General features: G+C 66.9%; 18 protein-coding genes. 3 read left to right on the top strand and 15 right to left on the bottom strand.

Going from position 1 to position 19,043, the window contains the following annotated elements; genetic code table 11:
• The first annotated feature begins 42 nt into the window (after positions 1-42).
• Positions 43-1,032 (top strand): DMT family transporter, encoded by a 990-nt coding sequence (locus tag ACWIEX_RS12230; RefSeq protein ID WP_454033261.1) that lies wholly within the window; start codon positions 43-45, stop codon positions 1,030-1,032.
• Here ACWIEX_RS12230 and ACWIEX_RS12235 read toward each other — a convergent pair.
• The 5 genes from ACWIEX_RS12235 to ACWIEX_RS12255 form a co-directional block, all read right to left on the bottom strand.
• Positions 946-1,731, bottom strand: a complete 786-nt coding sequence (locus ACWIEX_RS12235) for a hypothetical protein (protein ID WP_454033262.1) — start codon at positions 1,729-1,731, stop codon at positions 946-948. The two genes, ACWIEX_RS12230 and ACWIEX_RS12235, sit on opposite strands and share 87 nt — an antisense overlap.
• Positions 1,728-2,870, bottom strand: coding sequence for a tRNA guanosine(34) transglycosylase Tgt (gene tgt, locus ACWIEX_RS12240; RefSeq protein ID WP_454033263.1), 1,143 nt, complete (start codon positions 2,868-2,870; stop codon positions 1,728-1,730). The genes ACWIEX_RS12235 and tgt overlap by 4 nt, the downstream gene beginning before the upstream one ends.
• Positions 2,871-3,100: 230 nt before the next feature.
• Positions 3,101-3,457, bottom strand: a complete 357-nt coding sequence (locus ACWIEX_RS12245) for an ArsC family reductase (protein ID WP_454033264.1) — start codon at positions 3,455-3,457, stop codon at positions 3,101-3,103.
• A 12-nt stretch (positions 3,458-3,469) separates the two neighbouring features.
• Positions 3,470-4,177 (bottom strand): glutathione S-transferase N-terminal domain-containing protein, encoded by a 708-nt coding sequence (locus tag ACWIEX_RS12250; protein ID WP_454033265.1) that lies wholly within the window; start codon positions 4,175-4,177, stop codon positions 3,470-3,472.
• 118 nt (positions 4,178-4,295) lie between these two features.
• A complete protein-coding gene (locus ACWIEX_RS12255; protein WP_454033266.1) occupies positions 4,296-4,880 on the bottom strand; it encodes a 2'-5' RNA ligase family protein in 585 nt (194 codons plus the stop codon).
• A gap of 201 nt (positions 4,881-5,081) precedes the next feature.
• On the opposite strand from ACWIEX_RS12255, the gene ACWIEX_RS12260 reads away from it, so the two are divergent.
• The gene (locus ACWIEX_RS12260; protein ID WP_454033267.1) at positions 5,082-6,461 is read left to right on the top strand and encodes a M20/M25/M40 family metallo-hydrolase; all 1,380 of its coding nucleotides are present in this window, start codon (positions 5,082-5,084) and stop codon (positions 6,459-6,461) included.
• Positions 6,462-6,728: 267 nt separating this feature from the next.
• Here ACWIEX_RS12260 and ACWIEX_RS12265 read toward each other — a convergent pair whose 3' ends face one another.
• The 3 genes from ACWIEX_RS12265 to ACWIEX_RS12275 form a co-directional block, all read right to left on the bottom strand.
• Positions 6,729-7,526 carry an enoyl-CoA hydratase/isomerase family protein gene (locus ACWIEX_RS12265; RefSeq protein ID WP_454033505.1) on the bottom strand — a complete coding sequence of 266 codons (798 nt, stop codon included), beginning with the start codon at positions 7,524-7,526 and terminating at the stop codon, positions 6,729-6,731.
• Complete coding sequence (locus tag ACWIEX_RS12270) at positions 7,523-8,716, bottom strand: CaiB/BaiF CoA transferase family protein (protein WP_454033268.1); 1,194 nt, start codon at positions 8,714-8,716, stop codon at positions 7,523-7,525. Before ACWIEX_RS12270 ends, ACWIEX_RS12265 begins: the two co-directional genes overlap by 4 nt.
• A 167-nt stretch (positions 8,717-8,883) precedes the next feature.
• Positions 8,884-10,200: an aspartate aminotransferase family protein gene (locus ACWIEX_RS12275; RefSeq protein WP_454033269.1), complete on the bottom strand. Its 1,317-nt coding sequence runs from the start codon at positions 10,198-10,200 to the stop codon at positions 8,884-8,886.
• Positions 10,201-10,334: 134 nt separating this feature from the next.
• Here ACWIEX_RS12275 and ACWIEX_RS12280 point away from each other — a divergent pair, with 134 nt between their 5' ends.
• The gene (locus tag ACWIEX_RS12280) at positions 10,335-11,126 is read left to right on the top strand and encodes an IclR family transcriptional regulator (RefSeq protein WP_454033270.1); all 792 of its coding nucleotides are present in this window, start codon (positions 10,335-10,337) and stop codon (positions 11,124-11,126) included.
• Positions 11,127-11,131: 5 nt separating this feature from the next.
• Here ACWIEX_RS12280 and ACWIEX_RS12285 read toward each other — a convergent pair whose 3' ends face one another.
• The 7 genes from ACWIEX_RS12285 to ACWIEX_RS12315 form a co-directional block, all read right to left on the bottom strand.
• Positions 11,132-12,079, bottom strand: coding sequence for an ABC transporter permease (locus ACWIEX_RS12285; protein WP_454033271.1), 948 nt, complete (start codon positions 12,077-12,079; stop codon positions 11,132-11,134).
• Positions 12,076-12,954 (bottom strand): ABC transporter permease, encoded by an 879-nt coding sequence (locus ACWIEX_RS12290; RefSeq protein ID WP_454033272.1) that lies wholly within the window; start codon positions 12,952-12,954, stop codon positions 12,076-12,078. Before ACWIEX_RS12290 ends, ACWIEX_RS12285 begins: the two co-directional genes overlap by 4 nt.
• 43 nt (positions 12,955-12,997) lie before the next feature.
• A complete protein-coding gene (locus tag ACWIEX_RS12295) occupies positions 12,998-14,536 on the bottom strand; it encodes an ABC transporter substrate-binding protein (protein WP_454033273.1) in 1,539 nt (512 codons plus the stop codon).
• 32 nt (positions 14,537-14,568) lie between these two features.
• Positions 14,569-16,083 carry a M81 family metallopeptidase gene (locus ACWIEX_RS12300; protein ID WP_454033274.1) on the bottom strand — a complete coding sequence of 505 codons (1,515 nt, stop codon included), beginning with the start codon at positions 16,081-16,083 and terminating at the stop codon, positions 14,569-14,571.
• A 335-nt stretch (positions 16,084-16,418) separates the two neighbouring features.
• On the bottom strand, positions 16,419-17,381 hold the full coding sequence (locus ACWIEX_RS12305) for an ABC transporter ATP-binding protein (RefSeq protein WP_454033275.1): 963 nt from the start codon (positions 17,379-17,381) through the stop codon (positions 16,419-16,421).
• Positions 17,378-18,190, bottom strand: coding sequence for an ABC transporter ATP-binding protein (locus tag ACWIEX_RS12310; RefSeq protein WP_454033276.1), 813 nt, complete (start codon positions 18,188-18,190; stop codon positions 17,378-17,380). The genes ACWIEX_RS12305 and ACWIEX_RS12310 overlap by 4 nt, the downstream gene beginning before the upstream one ends.
• The gene (locus ACWIEX_RS12315; RefSeq protein ID WP_454033277.1) at positions 18,187-19,041 is read right to left on the bottom strand and encodes an ABC transporter permease; all 855 of its coding nucleotides are present in this window, start codon (positions 19,039-19,041) and stop codon (positions 18,187-18,189) included. Before ACWIEX_RS12315 ends, ACWIEX_RS12310 begins: the two co-directional genes overlap by 4 nt.
• Between the last annotated feature and the right edge of the window lie 2 nt (positions 19,042-19,043).

Below are 19,043 nucleotides of genomic sequence, written 5' to 3' on the forward strand. Positions count from 1 at the left end.
CGGCCCGTAACCAGCCCGGTCGCCCGGCGCTAGAGAGGGGCGATGGACCAGGTCACACCCGCCGCGATGCTTGAGACCGATGCGAGGGTGCGCCGCCGCAAGCGCCTCGCGGCGCTCGGCATGCTGCTGGCGGTGCTGATCTACGGCTCGAATTTCGTCATCAGCCGCCATGCCGTGCTGAACGGGCTGACCCAGCATGACCTGATGGCCCTGCGCTTCGCCATTGCCGGGGTGCTGCTGCTGCCGATCTTCCTGCGCCCCGGCCTCGCCTCCTGCGGCGGCCTCGGCTGGAAGCGCGGCCTCTGGCTGACGTTGAGCAGCGGCTTCCCGATGACCTATCTGATGCTGACAGGGCTCACCATGGCGCCCGCCGCCCATGGCGCCACGATCGGACCGGGAACGGTGACGCTGATCGGCATCATAGGCTCCGTCGTGATGTTCGGCGCCGCCCTGACCGGGCGGCTCATGATCGGCGTCGCCGGCGTGCTTGCCGGGCTGATCTGCCTCGGTATCGCCGGCAGCGCGGGCGCGAGCGCCATGACGCTGCGCGGCGATCTGTGCTTCCTCGGGGTGGGCCTGCTCTGGGGCTTCTATCCGCTGCTGATCCAGCTCTGGCAGGTCGACGGGCTGAAGGCGACGGCGATCGTCTCGGTTTTGTCGCTCGTCTACCTGCCGATCTATTTCCTGTTCTATTTCCGCGGCTTCGACGTTGCGCCCTGCTGGGTGCTGGCGCTCCACGGCTTCAATCAGGGTGTGCTCAACGTGATCGTCGGCCTCTGGGTATGGGGCTGGGCCGCGCATGTGCTCGGGCCGTCCGTGGTCGGGCGTTTTCCGCCTTTGATCCCGGTCACCGGTACGCTGCTGGCAATCCCGATCCTGAGCGAAATCCCGTCCTCGCTCCAGCTCGCCGGCATCGTTCTGATCATCGGCGGCCTGTTCGTGGCGTCATGGCGCCGACCGGCGCGCAAGGCCGAGCAGGATCAGGTTCCAACCCACAGCGATGGCGAGGCCGAGCCCGAGCGCCGTCCATGAACCCCAGGGCACGGCGGCGAGATGCACGGCCGCCAGCCCCAGCCCCGCACCAAGCAGCCCGAGCGCACTGCTGCCGATGACCGCGGCAGCCGCCGGCCCCCCGGCCCGCGTATGCAGGATGATGATCAGGCTCGACAGGATGATCGGCAGGCCGGCAAGGATGCCGGACCATTGCGGGCCGACGCGCTCGCTGAGGCCGGTCACGATACCGACGAGCGCCGCGACGCAGGCCGCGCGGATCGGGATGGCATAGCGCGAGATCTCGGCCGGAGGCTTTGCCCGCACCTTCAGATAAGGCCGCACCAGCTGGTGCACGACGAACAGGGCAAGCACCGTCAGCACCGTAAGCGGAAGCACCGACAGCGCCATACTGCGCAGGACCAGCAGCAGCACCGTCCAGATCGCCAGCGACACTCCGAGGGAGACGGCCACCCCATGGCGCTGGGCCAGCAGCACATAGCTCAGCACGAAGCTGGCATGGGTGGCGTTGGCGTTCATCGTGCCGAGCGCGGCGCCCGCGATGAAGTCCGGGCCATGGTCGAGCGCCAGGAAGACGAGGACCGGCCCGAGCGAGATCGGCAGGGTCGCGATCATCGCCGCCATCAATGGCCCGGCGCGCTCGGCCAGCATCGAGCAGCTCACGACCACCGAGGCCGCGAGCGCCATCTTCAGAGGCAGCAGGGCGAGGCCCGTGCTCAAGCCGGCTCGCCCCTTTCCCAGCCTTCGCGGGTCTCGGCGATGAAATCCTCGAGCCGCCCCGCGGCGATCGCGGCGCGCAGGCCCGCCATCAGGTCCTGATAATAGGCGAGGTTCACCCAGGTCAGCAGCATCTTGCCGAGCATCTCCTCGGCCTTGACGAGATGGTGCAGATAGGCGCGCGACCAGCTATTCGCGGCCGGGCAGGAGGATTGCTCGTCGACCGGGCGCGGGTCCTCGGCATGCTTGGCGTTCTTCAGGTTCATCCGGCCGAAGCGGGTGAAGATCTGGCCGTGGCGGCCGGCCCGCGTCGGCATCACGCAGTCGAACATGTCGATGCCGCGCGCCACCGATTTCACGATGTCGTCTGGCGTGCCGACGCCCATCAGGTAGCGCGGCTTCTCCTGCGGCAGATGCGGCTCGACCGTCTCGATCATCGCCAGCATCACGTCCTGCGGCTCGCCGACGGCCAATCCACCAACGGCATAGCCCTTGAGATCCATGGCGGCGAGCTCGCGCGCGCTCTCGACGCGCAGATGCGGCACGTCCCCGCCCTGCACGATGCCGAACAGCGCCCGGCCCGGATGGTCGCCGAACGCGGTCTTGCAGCGCTCGGCCCAGCGCAGCGACAGCCGCATCGCCTTCTCCGCGACCTTCTCCTCGCAGGGCAGCGCCACGCATTCGTCAAGCTGCATGACGATATCGGAGCCGAGCAGGTTCTGGATCTCGACCGAGCGCTCCGGCGTCAGCACATGCTTCGAGCCGTCGATATGCGAGCGGAAGGTCACGCCCTCCTCAGTCAGCTTGCGCAGATTGGCGAGCGACATCACCTGAAACCCCCCGGAATCGGTCAGGATCGGGTGCGGCCAGTTCATGAATTTGTGCAGGCCGCCGAGCTTTGCGACACGCTCGGCGCCGGGGCGCAGCATCAGGTGATAGGTATTGCCGAGCACGACATCGGCGCCGAGCGCTCTCACCTGCTCGGGATACATGCCCTTGACGGTCGCGGCGGTGCCGACCGGCATGAAGGCCGGCGTGCGGATGACGCCGCGCGGCATGCTGATCGCGCCGGTGCGCGCGGCGCCGTCGCGGGCGGCGACCTTGAAGGTGAATTCGGGAGTCGCAGCGGTTTCCGGCTGCATGGACTGGTGCTGAACGGTCATGGCCAGCGAGGTAGAGCAGCGCGCGGGTTTAGGGAAGAGACCCGCGCGCCGGATGGGCTATGCGACGATCACCGTGAACCGAAAGCCGCTGTCATCCCGGGCGACCGCAGGGAGACCCGGGATCCATGCCGGAGCATTTCCGATAAAGGTTCAGGCATGGATCCCGGATCGGCGCCGCTTCGCGGCTTGTCCGGGATGACCCGCACCTGCTATTTCCCGGCCACCGCCGCCTCGTAAGTCTCCGGCTTGAAGCCGACGATCGTCTTGCCCTTGCCGAGGTCGAGCACCGGCCGCTTGATCATCGAAGGCTGCGCCAGCATCAGCGCGATCGCTTTGTCCGCATCGAGCCCCTGCTTCTCGGCATCCGGCAGCGCGCGGAACGTCGTGCCGGCGCGGTTCAGCACCGTTTCCCAGCCGTGTTCCTTGACCCAGCGTTCGAGCGAGGCCCTGCCGATCCCGCTCGCCTTGTAGTCATGGAACGCAGCCGCGACGCCATGGCCGTCGAGCCAGGCGCGCGCCTTCTTCATCGTGTCGCAGTTCTTGATGCCGTAGATGGTGATAGCCACGCCGCGAACCTCTCAGGCCGGACGCTTCGGGCTGTCGAGCCCGCGCTGCACGGCCGGACGCGAGAGGCAACGCTCCAGCCAGATCGGCACATGGGTCAGCTTCGCATAGTCGACGAGCCCGCCGGCGTCGTAGAAGCCGACGAGATTACGGACCCAGCCGAGGATCGCGATATCGGCGATGCTGTAGTCGTCGCCCATGATCCAGGTGTGGTTCGCCAGCCGGCTCTCCAGCACGCCAAGCAGGCGCTTGCTCTCGCTGGCGTAGCGGTCGCGCGGGCGCTTGTCCTCGTATTCGCGGCCGGCGAATTTATGGAAGAAGCCGAGCTGGCCGAACATCGGGCCGATCGCCGCCATCTGGAAAAATACCCACTGGATGGTCTCATAGCGGGCGGCGAGGTCCTTCGGCAGGAGCTTGCCGGTCTTCTCGGCGAGATAGAGCAGGATCGCGCCGGATTCCCAGAGGCCGAAGGGCTTTCCGTCCGGGCCGTTGGGATCGATGATCGCCGGGATCTTGCCATTGGGGTTCAGCGACAGGAATTCCGGCCCCCAGGTCTCGTTCTTGCCGATATCGATGAGATGCGGCTCGTAGGGCAGCTCCAGCTCCTCCAGCGCGATCGAGACCTTCACACCGTTCGGTGTCGGCAGCGAATAGAGCTGGATGCGGTCGGGATGCGCTGCCGGCCAGCGCTTGGTGATCGGGAAGGCGGACAGATCGGCCATGACGGGCTCCGTTTGAATCGGATGAGGCTTCGGCCGCGCACGATAGAGCCGGCCGCGTTCAAAGCAACGGCGCACGGCCGCGATTGCCGCAAACCGGCCTTGCATGGCTGCATGGAGTTCAGTCGAGCGGCCAAGTGCCCAGGATTACGTACTTCCTGTTATCGATGCTCTCGATCAACACGAACTCGCGCACCTGCCAGCGCAGTTCGGGCAGATCGATCGGCTCCCGACGTTTCCGGTCATAGAAAAGCGTCACATGCGGCTGGAAGCTCGACCCATCGACCTTGAGTCCAGCGTGCCGCAAGTCATCAAGGAGTGTGGTGGACAAACTGTTGGCAGCGAGCAAATCCGCCCGCGTCGTCAGGGAAAATGCGTAGTTCGGCGCCGCTCCAAAGCTCGCCGCCTGATTGAACATGACGGCGAAAGAGGTCTTCCGGATTGCGTTGGCCACCGTGCGCGCCATCGCGATGCTCTGCCCGAAAGGCCCATCGGGAGCAGCGATGCCTCGCAAGGTCACATGATACTTGCCCAAGCCACGCGGGGGCTTCGTGGGGCGAAGCCGATCATGCAGGGCTTTCGCCAATTCATGAATCTGCGGTCCAACTTCCGCATCCGGAAGGAGCGCGAAGAAATAGCGGGGCGGGCTGCGGCCTTCTCGCGGCCGAAACTTTCGCCCACCGTCGAGGTAGAGAACGAACTGCATATCTCATTATAGAACAAAACAAGAACACAACAAGCCCCGAACCGCCCAGCGAAAATCGCAAGGCTGCCAGTCACCCCAACCGCCCTGCCCGCGCTTGAGCACCACGACCCCCGCGTCTAGGCTGCCTTCGGTGGCCGCACGGCCGCCGCTTGCGCCCCCGCTCGGCGGGCGGCACGGATTCCTCTCCTGTCAGGCATGGCTATGGCTTCCTCAGACGCACTCGCCGCGGTTTTCGGCCATATCGAAACCAACCGCAGCGCTTTCCTCGACCGGCTCATCGCGTATCTGCGCCATCCCAGCATCAGCGCCGAGAACATCGGCATCGCCGAGGTCGGCGTCCTGCTCGTCGACATGCTGACCGAGATCGGCCTCGAGACCAGCCTGCTCCCGACCGAGGGCCATCCGGTCGTCGTCGCGCGCTGGGAGAAGGCGCCGGGCAAGCCGACCGTCCTGCTCTACGGCCATTACGACGTGCAGCCGCCCGACCCGCTCGATAAATGGATCTCGCCGCCCTTCGAGCCGACGATTCGCGACGGCAGGCTCTATGCGCGCGGCGTCGGCGACAACAAGGGCCAGCATTTCGCCCAGATCCTCGCGATCGAATCCCATCTCAAGGTCCATGGCGAACTGCCCTGCAACGTCATCCTCGTGCTTGAGGGCGAGGAGGAGATCGGCAGCCCGAACATCGCTGGCTTCGTGCGCGCCAACCCGCATCTGCTCAAAGCCGATCTCGCCGTCACCGCCGATGGTCCGCGCCATGCCAGCGGCGCGCCCTCGATCAAGTTCGGCTCGCGCGGCGTCGTCTCCTTCGACCTGCGCTGCCGCCATGCCAGCCGCGACGTCCATTCCGGCAATTTCGGTGGCGTCGTGCCGAATCCGATCTGGACGCTGGTCCATCTGCTCGCGACGATGAAGAACGCCGAGGGCGAGATTACCATCGACGGCCTGCACGACGACATCGAGCCGCCGACGGCCGAGGAGCTGGAAGCGGTCGCGCGCCTGCCGCTCGACATCGAGGCCTTCAAGAAGGGGGTCGGCCTCACACGCCTGGACGCGCCCGCGGGCCGGCCCTTCTACGAGCGCCTCTGCTTCCGGCCGACGCTGACCATCAACGGCTTCCATGGCGGCTATGGCGGGCCGGGCACCAAGACCGTGCTGCCGAACGAGGCGCTGGTGAAATGCGACATCCGCCTCGTCGAGGCGCAGGACCCCGAGGACATCCTGCGCAAGGTCCGGGCTCATGTCGAAAAACACGCGCCGGAGGTCGAGTTCATCGCCGAGGAGAAGGGCATGCAGCCCTCCAAGACCTCGATCGCCTCGCCCTATACTGCGCCGCTGCGCCGCGCCTTCGTGGCGGCTCAGGGCGAGGAGCCCCTGCTGATCCCGGCCGGCTTCGGCAGCCTGCCGAACTACGTCTTCACCAAGATCCTCGGCGTCCCCGCCTTCGTGACACCTTATGCCAATCACGACGAGGCCAACCACGCCCCCAACGAGAACATGATGCTGGACTGTTTCCATAGCGGCGTTCGCACAGGCGCAGCCCTGCTGCACGAACTCGGCCAGTTGAAGAAGGCGGACTGAGGGCAATCGCTCAGCCGCACCTTCTCCGTGATGGTCGGGCTTGTCCCGACCATCCACGTCTTCTCTCGTCGAAGGTCGTGTTCAAGACGTGGATGCTCGCCACAAGGGCGAGCATGACGCCGGGAGGTAAAACGCGAGTCATCCCGGACAAGCCGCAAAGCGGCGCCGATCCGGAATCCATGCCGGAACCTTCATCGGAAGCGCTCCGGAATGGATCCCGGGTCAAGCCCGGGATGACGGCATGGTTCCAGTGGAAACTGGTAGGCCCTACCGCCCCTGCCAGTTCGGCGTCCGCTTGCCGAGGAAGGCTTCCATGCCCTCGCGGAAATCGGCGCTGGTGTAGCAGAGCGTCACGAGGTCGTGGCCATCGATGCCTGCGGCGGTCGCAGCCGTCAGGCGGCGCATCGCCTCCTTGGTCGCGCGCATTGTCAGCGGAGCATGGCCGGCGATGATCTCTGCCAGCTCACGAGCCCGCCGCATCAGCGCCTCATGGTCCGGCAGCAATTCGTTGTAGAGGCCGATCCGCGCGCCCTCCTCCGCCTCGACCAGTCGGGCGGTGAAGACGATGTCCTTCACGCGCGCCGGGCCGAGGATGGCGTAGAGCCGCCCATAATTCTCCATCGACAGGCAATTGCCGAGCGTACGCGCGATCGGGAAGCCGAAGCGCGCGCTTTGGGTCGCGATGCGCAGGTCGCAGGCGAGCCCGATCGCCGCCCCGCCACCGGTGAAGGCACCGGAAATCGCGGCCAGCGTCGGCACCGGGCAGCTCTCGATCGTGCCGATGACGGTCTCGATCCGCTCCTCATAGGCCAGCGCATCCTCGGCGCTGGAGAAGGCGCGGAACTGGGCGATGTCGGTGCCGGCCGCGAAGGCCTTATCGCCCGCCCCGGTCATGACGATGACGCGCGGATCGCCATGCGCGGCCGGGTCGCGGCAGATCTCGGCGATGCGCTCATACATGGCGAAGGTCAGCGCGTTGCGCGCCTGGGGCCGGTTGAGCGTGATCGTGCCGACCCCGCCCTCGACCGCATACAGGATTTCGTCGTTCACGCAGGTCTCCGTCAGATCACGCCATCGGCCCGCAAACGCGCGAGCCCGGCTTCGTCATAGCCGAGTCCGGCCAGGATTTCGTCATTGTGGGCGCCGGCCGCAGGCGTCGGCGTCGCGACATCGGCGGGCGTGCGCGACAGCGTCACCGGCTGGCCGATCAGGCGGATATCGCCGAGCTCGGGATGTTTCAGCGGCCTGGCGATGCCGAGATGGCGCACCTGCGGGTCCTCGAACATCTCGTCGACCGCATAGATCGGCCCCGCCGGGACACTGTTGCGCTCCATCGCCGCCAGCCAGTGGGCGCTGTCCGCCCCGGCAAAGATCTCCTCGATCAGCTCCCGCAACTCCGGCCGGCGGGCGAAGCGCTTCTCCGAGCTGTCATAACGCGCATCCGTGCCCCATTCCGGCCGCTCGATCGCCCGGCAAAACGCGCGCCATTGCTCCTCGCCGCCGACGCCGAGATTGATCGCGCCGTCGCGCGTGCGGTAGACGCCCATCGGCGTCTGGTAGGGGTGATCGTTGCCGGATTGCGGTGGCACCGAGCCCTCGACAAGATAGCGCGCGGCCTGGAAATCCATCATCGCGATCTGGGCTTCGAGCAGCGAGGTCTGCACCCATTGCCCCCGCCCTGAGACCGCCCGCTCCTGCAGCGCGACCAGCGCCCCGACCGCGCCGTAGAGCCCGGCCGAGGAATCGGCGAGCGCGATCCCGGCCCGGACCGGCCCCTGGCCGGGCAAGCCGGTCACCGACATCATCCCGCCCATGCCTTGCGCGATCTGGTCAAAGCCGGCGCGCGTCCGGTAGGGGCCGGATTGGCCGAAGCCGGAGATCGAGACCAGGATCAGGCGCGGATTGCGTGCATGCAGCGTCTCGAAATCGAGGCCGAGCCGCTCCTTCACGTCAGGGCGAAAGTTCTCGACGACGAGATCGGCCTCGTCGACGAGCTTCATCAGGATCGCCTTGCCCTCGGGTGTCTTCAGGTTCAGCGCCAGCGAGCGCTTGTTGCGATGCAGGTTCTGCATGTCGTAGCCGAGGCGCGGCCCGCTCATGTTCTCGTTGGGGTCGAGCCCCGGTGGGCTTTCGACCTTGATCACGTCGGCTCCGAAATCGGCGAAGACGCGCACGCAGGTCGGCCCCGCCCGCACCCGCGTCAGGTCCAGCACCTTGAGCCCCGCAAGCGCGGTGGACGGTCTCGGCTGCGGCATCGGTCTTCGCTCCCTGTTGGAGCGAACTATCCGGTACGGCACGCGGGGCGGTCAATGGCGCCGTGCATGCTGCATGCAGGAGCGGAGCGCATGGCGACCCACCCTTGTCATTCCGGGTTCTTCGCTGCGCGAAGCCCCGGAATGACAAGGAAGAGAGGCTTGAACCGCTAAGCCACAGCCCGCGCCGCATCCCGCACCGCCGCCAGCGTCGCATCGACCACGGCCTCGTCATGCTCCGACGACACGAACCAGGCGCCGCGTTCCAGCACGCGCACACCGCGCTTGAGCAGTTCGTGCGCGAAGCGGCTATAGGCGGCCTTGTCGGCGCGCGCGACGTCCCGATAATTCCGCGCCGGCGCATCGAGCCCGAAGGCAACGTGGAACATCAGCGGAAAGCCGGCGACCTGCGCCTTGATACCCGCTTCCTTCAGAATCGTGCGGATGCCGTCCTGCAGGCGTTGGCCATGAACGGAACTGCGTTCGTAATGCTCCGGCGTCAGCGCCTTCTGGGTCGCAACCAGCGCTGCCATCGAGACCGGCTGGGCGTTGAAGGTGCCACCATGCAGCACGCCATCGGCGAAGAGGTCGAGCAGGTCGGCCCGGCCAGCAATCGCCGCGACCGGGAAGCCGTTGGCGATCGCCTTGGCCATCAGGGTGAGATCAGGCGTCACGCCGAAGCGCTCCTGTGCTCCGCCTCGGCCCAGCCGGAAACCGGTGATGACCTCGTCGAAGATCAGGATGGCGCCATGCTTGCGGCAGGCAGCGAGCGCGCCTTCCAGATAGCCCGGCGCCGGCGCGATAGCGCCCTGGTTGCACATCGCCGGTTCCATCAGCACCGCGGCGACATCGCCCTTGGCGAGCCGCGCTTCGAGCGCAGCGAGATCGTTCCAGCCGAGGATCGAAAGCCCCTCGCCCGCTTCCGGGTCCTGGCCCTTGCTGCCGATCACCGGCGTCGGCGCCTCTCCCGGTCCGGCAGCGTTCAGCCCCGGCGCCGTCGACCACAGGATGTTGTCGAACCAGCCGTGATAATGGCCCTCGAACTTGACGATGGTGCGCTTGCCAGTTGCGGCGCGCGCGAGCCGCATCGCCGCCTGCGCCACCTCCGACCCCGATGAGCCGAAGCGCAGGCGTTCCGCCGACGGGATGCGCTCGCAGATCAGTTGCGCCGCTTCCGCCTCGACCGGCATCTGGCCGGCGAAGAGGATGCCCTTCTCGGCCTGTCGCTTCACCGCCTCAATCACCGGCGCAGGCGTATGCCCGAGCACGGTCGCGCCCATGCCGCAGTAATAGTCGATGATCCGGTTGCCGTCGGCATCGATCAGATAGGCGCCCTCGCCACGCTCGAACACCAGCGGCCCGGGCTGCATGCCCAGCCGGAAATTGCTGTTCACGCCGCCGGCGATGAAACGCGCGTTCGCCGCGATCTGCCGGGCGGATTCGTCGAAGCGCAGAGCGCCCGCCTGCTGGCTGCCATTGCCTGTCACTGCGTTGCCTCCTGCTGTTGCTCCCGACCAGACCAGACAGAGCGAACCGCGTAAAGGAACAGCGGTTTCGCCTTGCGGAATTCGTTGGGGTTGGCCATGCTGGCTTTCAAGCGAGCCCGACCAGTGGAGCGGCCATGCCCAGGAAAACCGACAACCCCTATGTCGTGCAGCCGGTGATGAAGGCGCTGAAGGTGCTGGAGCTGGTCGCCCGCCATGGCCACGAGATCGCGCTCACCGCCGTCAGCAAAGAGCTCAAGATCCCGAAGACCACGACCTTCCGCTATCTGCAGACGCTGACCGCCGCCGGCTTCCTCGACCACAACCGAGCGACCGACCGCTACAATCTCGGCCCGCAACTGCGCGCCATCGCCCGCGCCGATGCCAGCGTCAGCAAGATCCGCGAACTGGCCCGGCCTGCCATGATCGAATTGATGCAGGAGTTCAACGAGACGGTGAACCTCGCCGTGAAGGGCAATGGCAGGGTCGTCTATATCGACCTGATCGAGGCCAACCGCTCGCTCAGGATGCAGGCCCGCATCGGCGAGAGCCACCCGATGCATTCGACCGCGCTCGGCAAGGCGATCCTCGCCTTCCTGCCCGAGGCGGAGCGCCAGCGGCAGCTCGACCTGCCGCTGACCGAACGCACCGGCCGCACCCTGCTCGAGCGCGAGGAGATCGAGCGGCAGCTCCGACAGGTCGCTCGCACCGGCTACGCCACCGAGATGGGCGAGAACGAGGACGGCGCCATGTGCGTCGGCGTGCCGATCCTCGACGAGGACGGCTATCCCGTCGCGGCGCTGAGCGTCTCGGCCCCGCTGATGCGGATGCCGCATTCGCTGGCGGCCAAGGTCGGAACGCGGTTGCGCGAGGTCTCCGCCGGCATCTCGACCCATCTCGGCTCGCGGCCCACGGCCGACCTGCGCTGAGGGACTCATCGGTATTCGATCCGCGGGTCGATCCAGGCATAGAGCATGTCGACCGTGAGGTTGATCAGCATATAGGCGACCAGGATCACCAGGATGCAGCCCTGGATCAGCGGATAGTCGCGGGTGCTGATCGCCTGGATCAGCAGGCGCCCGAGCCCCGGATAGGTGAAGACCGCCTCCGTCACCACCGCCCCACCGATGAAATTCGCCATCATCAGGCCGACGATGGTGACGAAGGGCAGGAGCGCGTTGCGCATGATGTGGAAGCCGACGATGCGGCTTTCCGGCACGCCCTTGGCGCGGGCGGTGCGGACATAATCGGCCCGCGCCTCGCCGATCAGCGAGGCCCGCAGGAAGCGCGCCAGGATGCCCGAGACATAGGTGCCGAGCGTGATCGCCGGCAGTGCGAGGCTGCGCAAGGCATCGACCGGAGACTCCCACAACGGCACATGACGCGAGGCCGAGGGCAGCCAGCGCAACTCCACGGCGAAGAGCAGGATCAGCAGGATGCCGAGCCAGAAGGTCGGCACGCCCAGCGCCAGCGCGCTCCAGCCGCTGAGCATGCGATCGAGCCATGAATTCGGTTTCACGGCACTCGCGATCGCCACGGGAATGCCGATGACGAGAGCGACGAAGATCGCAGCCAGCGCCAGTTGAAGCGTTGCCGGCAGGCGCTCGCCGATCAGTTGCAGCACCGGCTGCCGGCTATGCAAGGACAGGCCGAAATCGCCCGTCGCCGCGCGGCCGAGCCAGTCGGCATATTGCACCACCATGGGGCGGTCGAGCCCGTAGCGCTGGATCGCGGCGGCAATCTCCTCCGGCCCGGCATTCTCGCCGACGATCACCGCGACCGGCCCGCCCGGCACGGCATAGATCATCGCGAAGATCGCGAAGGAGGCGATCAGGATCACCGGCAGCATCTGGAAGAGGCGGCGCAGGACATAGGCTGTCATCGCCGCCCCCCGATCGTCTCGCCGCTGGCATCGGTCTCGTCGCGATCGAGGATCGCCGTCAGCGCCCGGCCGATCGTGTCGAGCGAGAGGATCGTCAGCGTCAGGACGATCCCGGGCAGGACCGCATAGGTCGGCGCCTCGTAGAGATAGGACTTTCCGGTGCGCAGCATCTCGCCCCAGCTCGGCGTCGGAGGGGGCACACCGACCCCGAGGAAAGCCAGCGCCGCCTCGAGCAGGATCGCGATCGAGGCCAGCACGATCGCCTGAACCACCAACGGGCTCAAGGCGTTGGGCAGGATCGTTTTGAACATGATGTAGCCAGGGCTTCCGCCAAAGGCGCGCACCGCCGTGACGAAATCGAGCTGGCGCAAGGCCATGACCTGCGCCCGCGCGATGCGGGCAAAACCCGGAATCCCAGCGATCCCGACCGCGATCAGCGCCGCCCCCTGGCTGCGGCCGAGCACGGCGATCAGCGCCATCGCGAACAGGATGTTCGGCAGAGCCAGCAGCACGTCGATGCAGCGCATCAGCAGGGAATCGCGCCAGTCGCCATAGAAGCCGGCGGCGAGCCCGATCGGCACGCCGATGAGCGCCGCGATGACGACCGCGCCGACCGCCGTCAGCAGAGAGGTCCGCGCGCCGTAAATGACGCGCGCCAGGATATCGCGGCCGAGCTCGTCGGTGCCGAACCAGTTTTCGGCCGAGGGGGGCAACAGCGAGGCCGCGACGCTCTGCGCCAACGGATCGAACGGCAGCACGGTGGCGAAAGCCGCCGCAAGCGCGACCAGCAGGAGGAAGCAGAGTCCCAGCGCGGCGCCGCGCCGGGCGAGCAGCCGGCGCAGCAGAGCTTTCAGCTGGGCAAGCGTCTCCATCATGGCCGGGCGCCGCTCCGGCGCCGCCCGGCCGCGTCATGCCGCATCACTTGAACCCGATGGTGCGCGCGACGAAGAGATTGTCGATGTCGAGCGTGATGCCGCCGATCTTGTCGGAGGCGACGATCAGGCCGACATCGTAGGAGTTGGTGGGGATGCCGAAAGCCTCGTCCACCATGACCTTGTTGAGATTGTCATAGGCCGCCTTGACCTCCGCCGCGCCACCCGAGGCGGCATCGACCCTGGCGATCGCCGCAACATAGTCGGGGTGCGGATGCGGGTCCTTCAGGACCGGGTTTCCCGAGGTCCGGTAGATCGAGTTGGTGGCAACGCGCGACGGGAATTTCTGGACGTTCCCGACCGCGCCGAAGGTCGCCGCGAAATCGCCGCCGAGCAGCGCAGTGACGTATTCCGCGCCCTGCCGCATGTCGAGTTCGACCGGGATGCCGATCTTCTGCAGCGAGCCCTGCACGATCTGGCTGATCGCGACCGAGGACTCGTCACTGCCGTTGACCAGGAGCTTCCAGTTCTTGATCTCGTCGGCGGAGAGGCCGGAAGCGGCGATCAGCTTCTTCGCCTTCTCCAGGTCATAGGCATAGGTCGCATTGTAGCTCTCGTCATAGGCCGGGCTCGCCGGCGCCCAGGGCAGCGCCACGACCTTGCCCAGGCCGGCATAGCCGACGCGCAGGATGCTCGCGCGGTCCATCAGGTGGTTGAAGGCCTGCCGGAACGCCTTGTTGCGGAAGGGTCCGCGCGTCGAGTTGATGCGGAAGACCTGCACCAATGGCCCCGGCCCGGCGAAGACCTGGAAACCGGCATTCTTGAGCCTGACCGCGCTGCGCGAGGAGCCGTTATAGACGATGTCGACCGCGCCCGATTCCAGCGCCGCGCTGGCGGAAGCGTCCTCGCTGAACACCGTGAAGACGAGGTCCTGAACGATCGGCTGCTTCTCGCGCCAGTATTTCGGGTTGGCCTTGAGCGTCAGGCTCTGTCCCACCGCCCGGTTGACCAGCGTGTAGGGGCCAGTGCCGGCGGGCACGGTCTCGACCGTGTCGATGCCCTTGGGGTCGATCGGCAGTAGGAATTGCAGCAGGTCGAGGATCTGGCGCTCGGGCACCGGCGCCTTGAAGTTGATCATCACCGTGGCATCGTCTGGCGCCGACCAGTCCTTCACGATCGACATGGTCGCGAAGACGTTCTTGCCGCGCTTGGGGTCGGCGCCCTTCTGCAAGGTCGCCAGCACGGAATCCGCCTTGAACGGCGTGCCGCTATGGAAGGTCACGCCGCTGCGCAGCTTCAGCGTGACGGACTTCTTGTCCGGCGCGATCGTCCATTCCGTCGCCAGGCTCGGCTCCGGCTTCCCCTCCGGGGTGTACTCGATCAGGCTGTCATAGAGGTTCTTGATGACGTGGAAATTCACCGTCGAGAGCTGCTGCGGATCGTAATTCGCCAGCTCGCTCAGCACGGCCACACGCAGCTTCCCGCCCTTGAGCTGCTGGGCTAAGGCCGGCAAGGCCCCCGCCAGGGACACGCCCGCCAGCGCAAGGCCGGCCATGCCGAATTGACGTCGCGACAGCTTTGTCATCGCTTTCCCCTTTTGTTGTGTCTGGTTTCGTCTCAGCGCGTCCCCGCTCCCGGCTGGGACGAATGCGCCCGCCAGTCGCTTATTGTCTCCAACGGATAGACCGGGCGCGGAATCCGCTGCCACGGCAGGGTGAACACGTCCGATTGCCCCGGCCCGCGCGTGTCGGCGCGGACGAGCCCGGAGGTGATGCGGTCGAAATACTGGAAGTTCGAGGCCGTCTTGAGCACGGCCATCTTATAGTCGGAGAGGTCGATGCCGAAGGCCTCGTAGACATCGGGCACATTGCCAGCGACGCCGCGCAGTTCCGAGATCAAGAGCGTCACCGGCCCGACATCGAAGACCGCGACCCGGCCCATGTCGACCTCCGGCTGATGGTTGAACTTGAGCGGGATCGACCCGCCACCGAGCTTGCGCACCCGCCCGGTCACCGTCAGCGGCTTGAAGAACGCGGTGGCGGCATCGCCACCGAGCGGCAGGGTCACCTCGGCGCCCTCGCCCGCCGCCGTCAGCGTCGCGACGGCCTTGGGCGAGATCAGCGGGATCAGCGCCTTGCTTCGAATGCCGAGCCGCAGCATCGATTCCAGCAGCAGGTTGCTGTCGCCGGCCGCCCCGCCGAAGACCGTGTCGCCGGTATCGCTGACGACGATCATGCCGCGCTCGGCCGCATCGGCCTTGCGCACGGCATCGTCGATGGAAACCGCCTCGCGCACCTGGAAATCGTCGCGCATCGACCAGGCGAGATCGGCCAGTTCGTCCGCCAGCTTCTCCGCGAGAGCCCGGTCGCCATCGGTGACCACGATCGTCGACCAGCCGCCTTCGGCGACATCGAGCCAGGGCTGCATCGGATAGTTCGAGGCCTGCAGGACGCGCCGGTCGGCCTCGATGGCACGGGCCCGGTCGAACCAGATTTTCATCGGCCCCTTCGAGGTCAGGAACTGCTCCTGATGCGAGAGCAGTGGAATCTTGCGCCAGGCCATGACCGGTCGGGACTTCTCCGTGAGGATGCGCAGCAGCACCTCGGTGCCGACCTTGCCGGTGTCGAACACGTCATGCGGCTGGGTGCGATGGCCGACGATCGCCGTGCAATTGGCCATGATCTTGTGGGTGACATTGGCGTGGTGATCGAGCCCGAGCAGGATCGGCACGTCCGGCCCGAGAATCCTGCGGCAAAGCTCGGCCTGCTCGCCCTCGACATCGTCGATGCCCTCGGCCGCGCAGGCGCCGTGCAGATGCAGGACGAGCCCGTCGATCGGTCCAACTGTCTCCAGCCCCGCCCGGATCTTCGCCTGGAAGAAATCGAAGGCCTCGCGCGAGATGCGCCCGCCCGCCACGGCCCAGGCGCGGATGATCGGGATCGTCTCGATGTCGAGCCCGCTCTCCTTCACCGCCGCGTAATGCCCGCCGATCTGGCCGATCTCGCCGAACTGCCGGGCGATCTCCTCGCCCTCGACAAGGCCAAATGCCTCGAAATCCGCAAGCGTCGTCAGCAACGGATTGAAATCGTTCGTCTCCTGAACGATGTGGATCAGCGCCAGACGCACGGGCATCCTCCCGGATTGCGGCTCCGCTGATCCGGCCGATGCCGGGCGAAGCGGTTTCTCGGTCTTCAGGGCATCGTTCCAGGCCACGTTTTCAGCCCGGCCTCATCGTCAAAAGCGTAGTTGCGCCAGATATTTCGCGTCAAGGATTGAGTGTTCCATCTGAAGGAACATACTCGACCTTCCCCGAAAGAAGCCATGTCATCCCGGGCGACCGAAGGGAGACCCGGGATCCATTCCGGAACCTTCATCGGAAATGCTCAGGAATGGATCCCGGATCTTCGCTTCGCTCCGTCCGGGATGACCGCGCGATAAGATTAAGAGCTCGCATTTCAAGCGGACGCTCACGCCGCCTCCCGTCGAGCTCCCTTCGGCCAGTAGCGGCAGGAGACGCCGTGCCCCGGCGCGACCTCGTGCCATTCGCGCGTCCCGTCCCGCGTATGATCGACGCCATGGACGCAAGCGCCGCCATCGCCGTCGAGGAAGCGCAGGTCCGGCGGCGGGCGCCTGAGCCGTTCGCGCTGGAGCACGGGATCGGGCACCGGCACCGCATCGAGCAGGAGCTGCGTGTAGGGATGGGCCGGGCTGTCATAGACCTGCGCCGCGCTGCCCATCTCGACGATGCGGCCACGGAACATCACGGCGACGCGATGCGCCATCTCCCGGACGATCGCAAGGTCATGGGCGATGAAGAGATAGGACAGGCCGAGCTTCTCCTGCAAGGATTGCAGCAAGACGACGATCTGCGCCTGGGTCCGCACGTCGAGCGCCGAGACCGGCTCGTCGCAGACGACGAAATCGGGATTGACCGCCAAGGCGCGGGCGATGACGACGCGCTGGCGCTGCCCGCCGGAGAATTCGTGCGGATAGCGCTGCATCACCAACGGATCGAGACTGACCAGCTCCAGCAGTTCTTCGACGCGCTCGCGGATGCGGTTCGCCGGCACCGTGCCATGGACCTGCAAGGGCTCGCTCAGGATCTGCCCGATCGTCATGCGCGGATGCAGGCTGGAATAGGGGTTCTGCAACACGAACTGCATGTGCCGGCGCATCCGGCGCAAATCGCCAGAGCGCATCGTCGTCAATTCCTGCCCGAGCAGCCTGACCGAGCCCTCGCTCGCCTTCTGGAGCTGGAGGATGGCGCGCCCGGCCGTGGTCTTGCCGGAGCCGGACTGGCCAACGAGCCCGAGCGTCTGGCCGGGCGCGATGTCGAAAGAGAGGCGCTCGACAGCCTTGACCGGCGCGGCGCCGCGCCGCGCCGGAAACAGCACCGAGAGATCGCGGACCTGAAGCAGCGGCTCCGTCATCGCAGCGCCCCCGCTCCGTGCAGACGCGGCACCGCATCGAGCAGCGCCCGCGTATAGGCGTGCTGCGGCTCGGCGAAAACGGCATCGACCGGCCCGGCCTCGACGATCTCGCCGCGATACATCACGTTCACCCGGTCGACCATGCCGGCGACCACGCCGAAATCATGGGTGATCAGCATCAGCGCCATGCCGCGTTCCTCCCGGAGCCGCAGCAGCAGGCGCAGGATCTGCGCCTGCACGGTGACGTCGAGCGCCGTCGTCGGCTCGTCGGCGATCAGCAGGTCCGGCTCGCAGGAGATCGCGATGGCGATCATCACGCGCTGCCGCTGGCCGCCCGAAAACTGATGCGGGAAATCGTCGACGCGCCGCGCCGGATCAGGAATCCCGACGAGGTCGAGCAGTTCGACGCTGCGCTCGCGCGCCGCCTTGGCGGACAGGCCGAGATGGCGGCGCAGCATGTCGCCCATCTGCGCGCCGATGCTCATCACCGGGTTGAGCGAGGTCATCGGGTCCTGGAAGACCATGGCAATGCGCCGGCCGCGCAGGTCGCGCATCTCGTCCTCACCGAGCCCGAGCAGCTCCTGCCCCCAGAAGGCGACGGAACCGCCGAGCCCGATCGAAGCGCCCTCGGGCGCGAGCCGCATCAGCGCCTTGGCGGTGACGCTCTTGCCGCAGCCGGATTCGCCGACGAAGCCGACCGCCTCGTCGGCGTTGATATCGAAGGAGATGCCGCGCACCGCCTGGATCACCTCGCGGCGGGTCGTAACCGTCGCGGTCAGGTCGCTCACCCTGAGCAGCGAGCCGGTCATCGCACGCTCCCCACGTCGAGAACCTCGCGCAAGCCATTGGCGATGATGATGAAGGTCAGCGTCGCGAAGACGATCGCCAGCGCCGGGCCGACCACCGTCAAGGGCGCAAGCTCCATGAACTGGCGGGCTTCCGAGAGCATGCCGCCCCAGTTCGGATCGGGCGGCGGCGGGCCGAGGCCGAGGAAGGAGAGCGCCGTCACCGTGAAGATCGTCTGCGACAGCGTCAGGCTCGTCGCGACGAGGATCGGCGAGACCACGATCGGCAGGATATGGCGCAGCACGAGGCGCATTTCGCTCATGCCGACGCTGCGGGCAGCCTCGACATGGTCCCATTGCTTGACGCTGAGCACCGGCGCCCTGACCACCCGCGCCATCGCCGGCGTATAGACGATGGCGATGGTCAGGATCAGGTTCGGCACGCTCGGCCCCAGCGCCGCCACCACCGCGATCGCCAGCAGCAGCACCGGGAAGGCGAAGACGACATCGAGCAGGCGCATGATGATCTCGTCGGTGCGCCCGCCCATGTAGCCGGCCGCGAGCCCGAGGATCAGCCCCGTCGCCAGCGCGATCAGCACGGCCGAGACCGTGATGAGCAGCGTCGTGCGGCCGCCGACGATCAGCCGGCTCAGCACGTCGCGCCCGATCGAATCCGTGCCGAGCCAATGGGCGGCGCTGGCCGGCGCCAGCGAAGCCGGCGAGGTCACCGAGGGGTCGTAGGGCGCGACCAGCGGCGCGAAGATCGTCAGCACCAGCATCGCTGCCAGCATGGCGAGGCCGACGCCGAGCAGGAGCCAGCCCTGCGTGATCCCCGCCCCCTTGCGCGCCGCCACAACCGGCGCGCTGTCCTGCATCG

Source organism: Allobosea sp. NPDC055353, assembly GCF_053644975.1.

Excerpts from the sequence above, each read along its gene's own strand:
- ACWIEX_RS12230 (WP_454033261.1), top strand. The coding sequence starts at position 43 with ATGGACCAGGTCACACCCGCCGCGATGCTTGAGACCGATGCGAGGGTG.
- ACWIEX_RS12295 (WP_454033273.1), bottom strand. The coding sequence starts at position 14,536 with ATGACAAAGCTGTCGCGACGTCAATTCGGCATGGCCGGCCTTGCGCTG.
- ACWIEX_RS12305 (WP_454033275.1), bottom strand. The coding sequence starts at position 17,381 with ATGACGGAGCCGCTGCTTCAGGTCCGCGATCTCTCGGTGCTGTTTCCG.
- ACWIEX_RS12250 (WP_454033265.1), bottom strand. The coding sequence starts at position 4,177 with ATGGCCGATCTGTCCGCCTTCCCGATCACCAAGCGCTGGCCGGCAGCG.
- ACWIEX_RS12290 (WP_454033272.1), bottom strand. The coding sequence starts at position 12,954 with ATGATGGAGACGCTTGCCCAGCTGAAAGCTCTGCTGCGCCGGCTGCTC.
- tgt (WP_454033263.1), bottom strand. The coding sequence starts at position 2,870 with ATGCAGCCGGAAACCGCTGCGACTCCCGAATTCACCTTCAAGGTCGCC.
- ACWIEX_RS12300 (WP_454033274.1), bottom strand. The coding sequence starts at position 16,083 with ATGCCCGTGCGTCTGGCGCTGATCCACATCGTTCAGGAGACGAACGAT.
- ACWIEX_RS12270 (WP_454033268.1), bottom strand. The coding sequence starts at position 8,716 with ATGCCGCAGCCGAGACCGTCCACCGCGCTTGCGGGGCTCAAGGTGCTG.
- ACWIEX_RS12260 (WP_454033267.1), top strand. The coding sequence starts at position 5,082 with ATGGCTTCCTCAGACGCACTCGCCGCGGTTTTCGGCCATATCGAAACC.
- ACWIEX_RS12315 (WP_454033277.1), bottom strand. The coding sequence starts at position 19,041 with ATGCAGGACAGCGCGCCGGTTGTGGCGGCGCGCAAGGGGGCGGGGATC.
- ACWIEX_RS12280 (WP_454033270.1), top strand. The coding sequence starts at position 10,335 with ATGCCCAGGAAAACCGACAACCCCTATGTCGTGCAGCCGGTGATGAAG.
- ACWIEX_RS12255 (WP_454033266.1), bottom strand. The coding sequence starts at position 4,880 with ATGCAGTTCGTTCTCTACCTCGACGGTGGGCGAAAGTTTCGGCCGCGA.
- ACWIEX_RS12285 (WP_454033271.1), bottom strand. The coding sequence starts at position 12,079 with ATGACAGCCTATGTCCTGCGCCGCCTCTTCCAGATGCTGCCGGTGATC.
- ACWIEX_RS12310 (WP_454033276.1), bottom strand. The coding sequence starts at position 18,190 with ATGACCGGCTCGCTGCTCAGGGTGAGCGACCTGACCGCGACGGTTACG.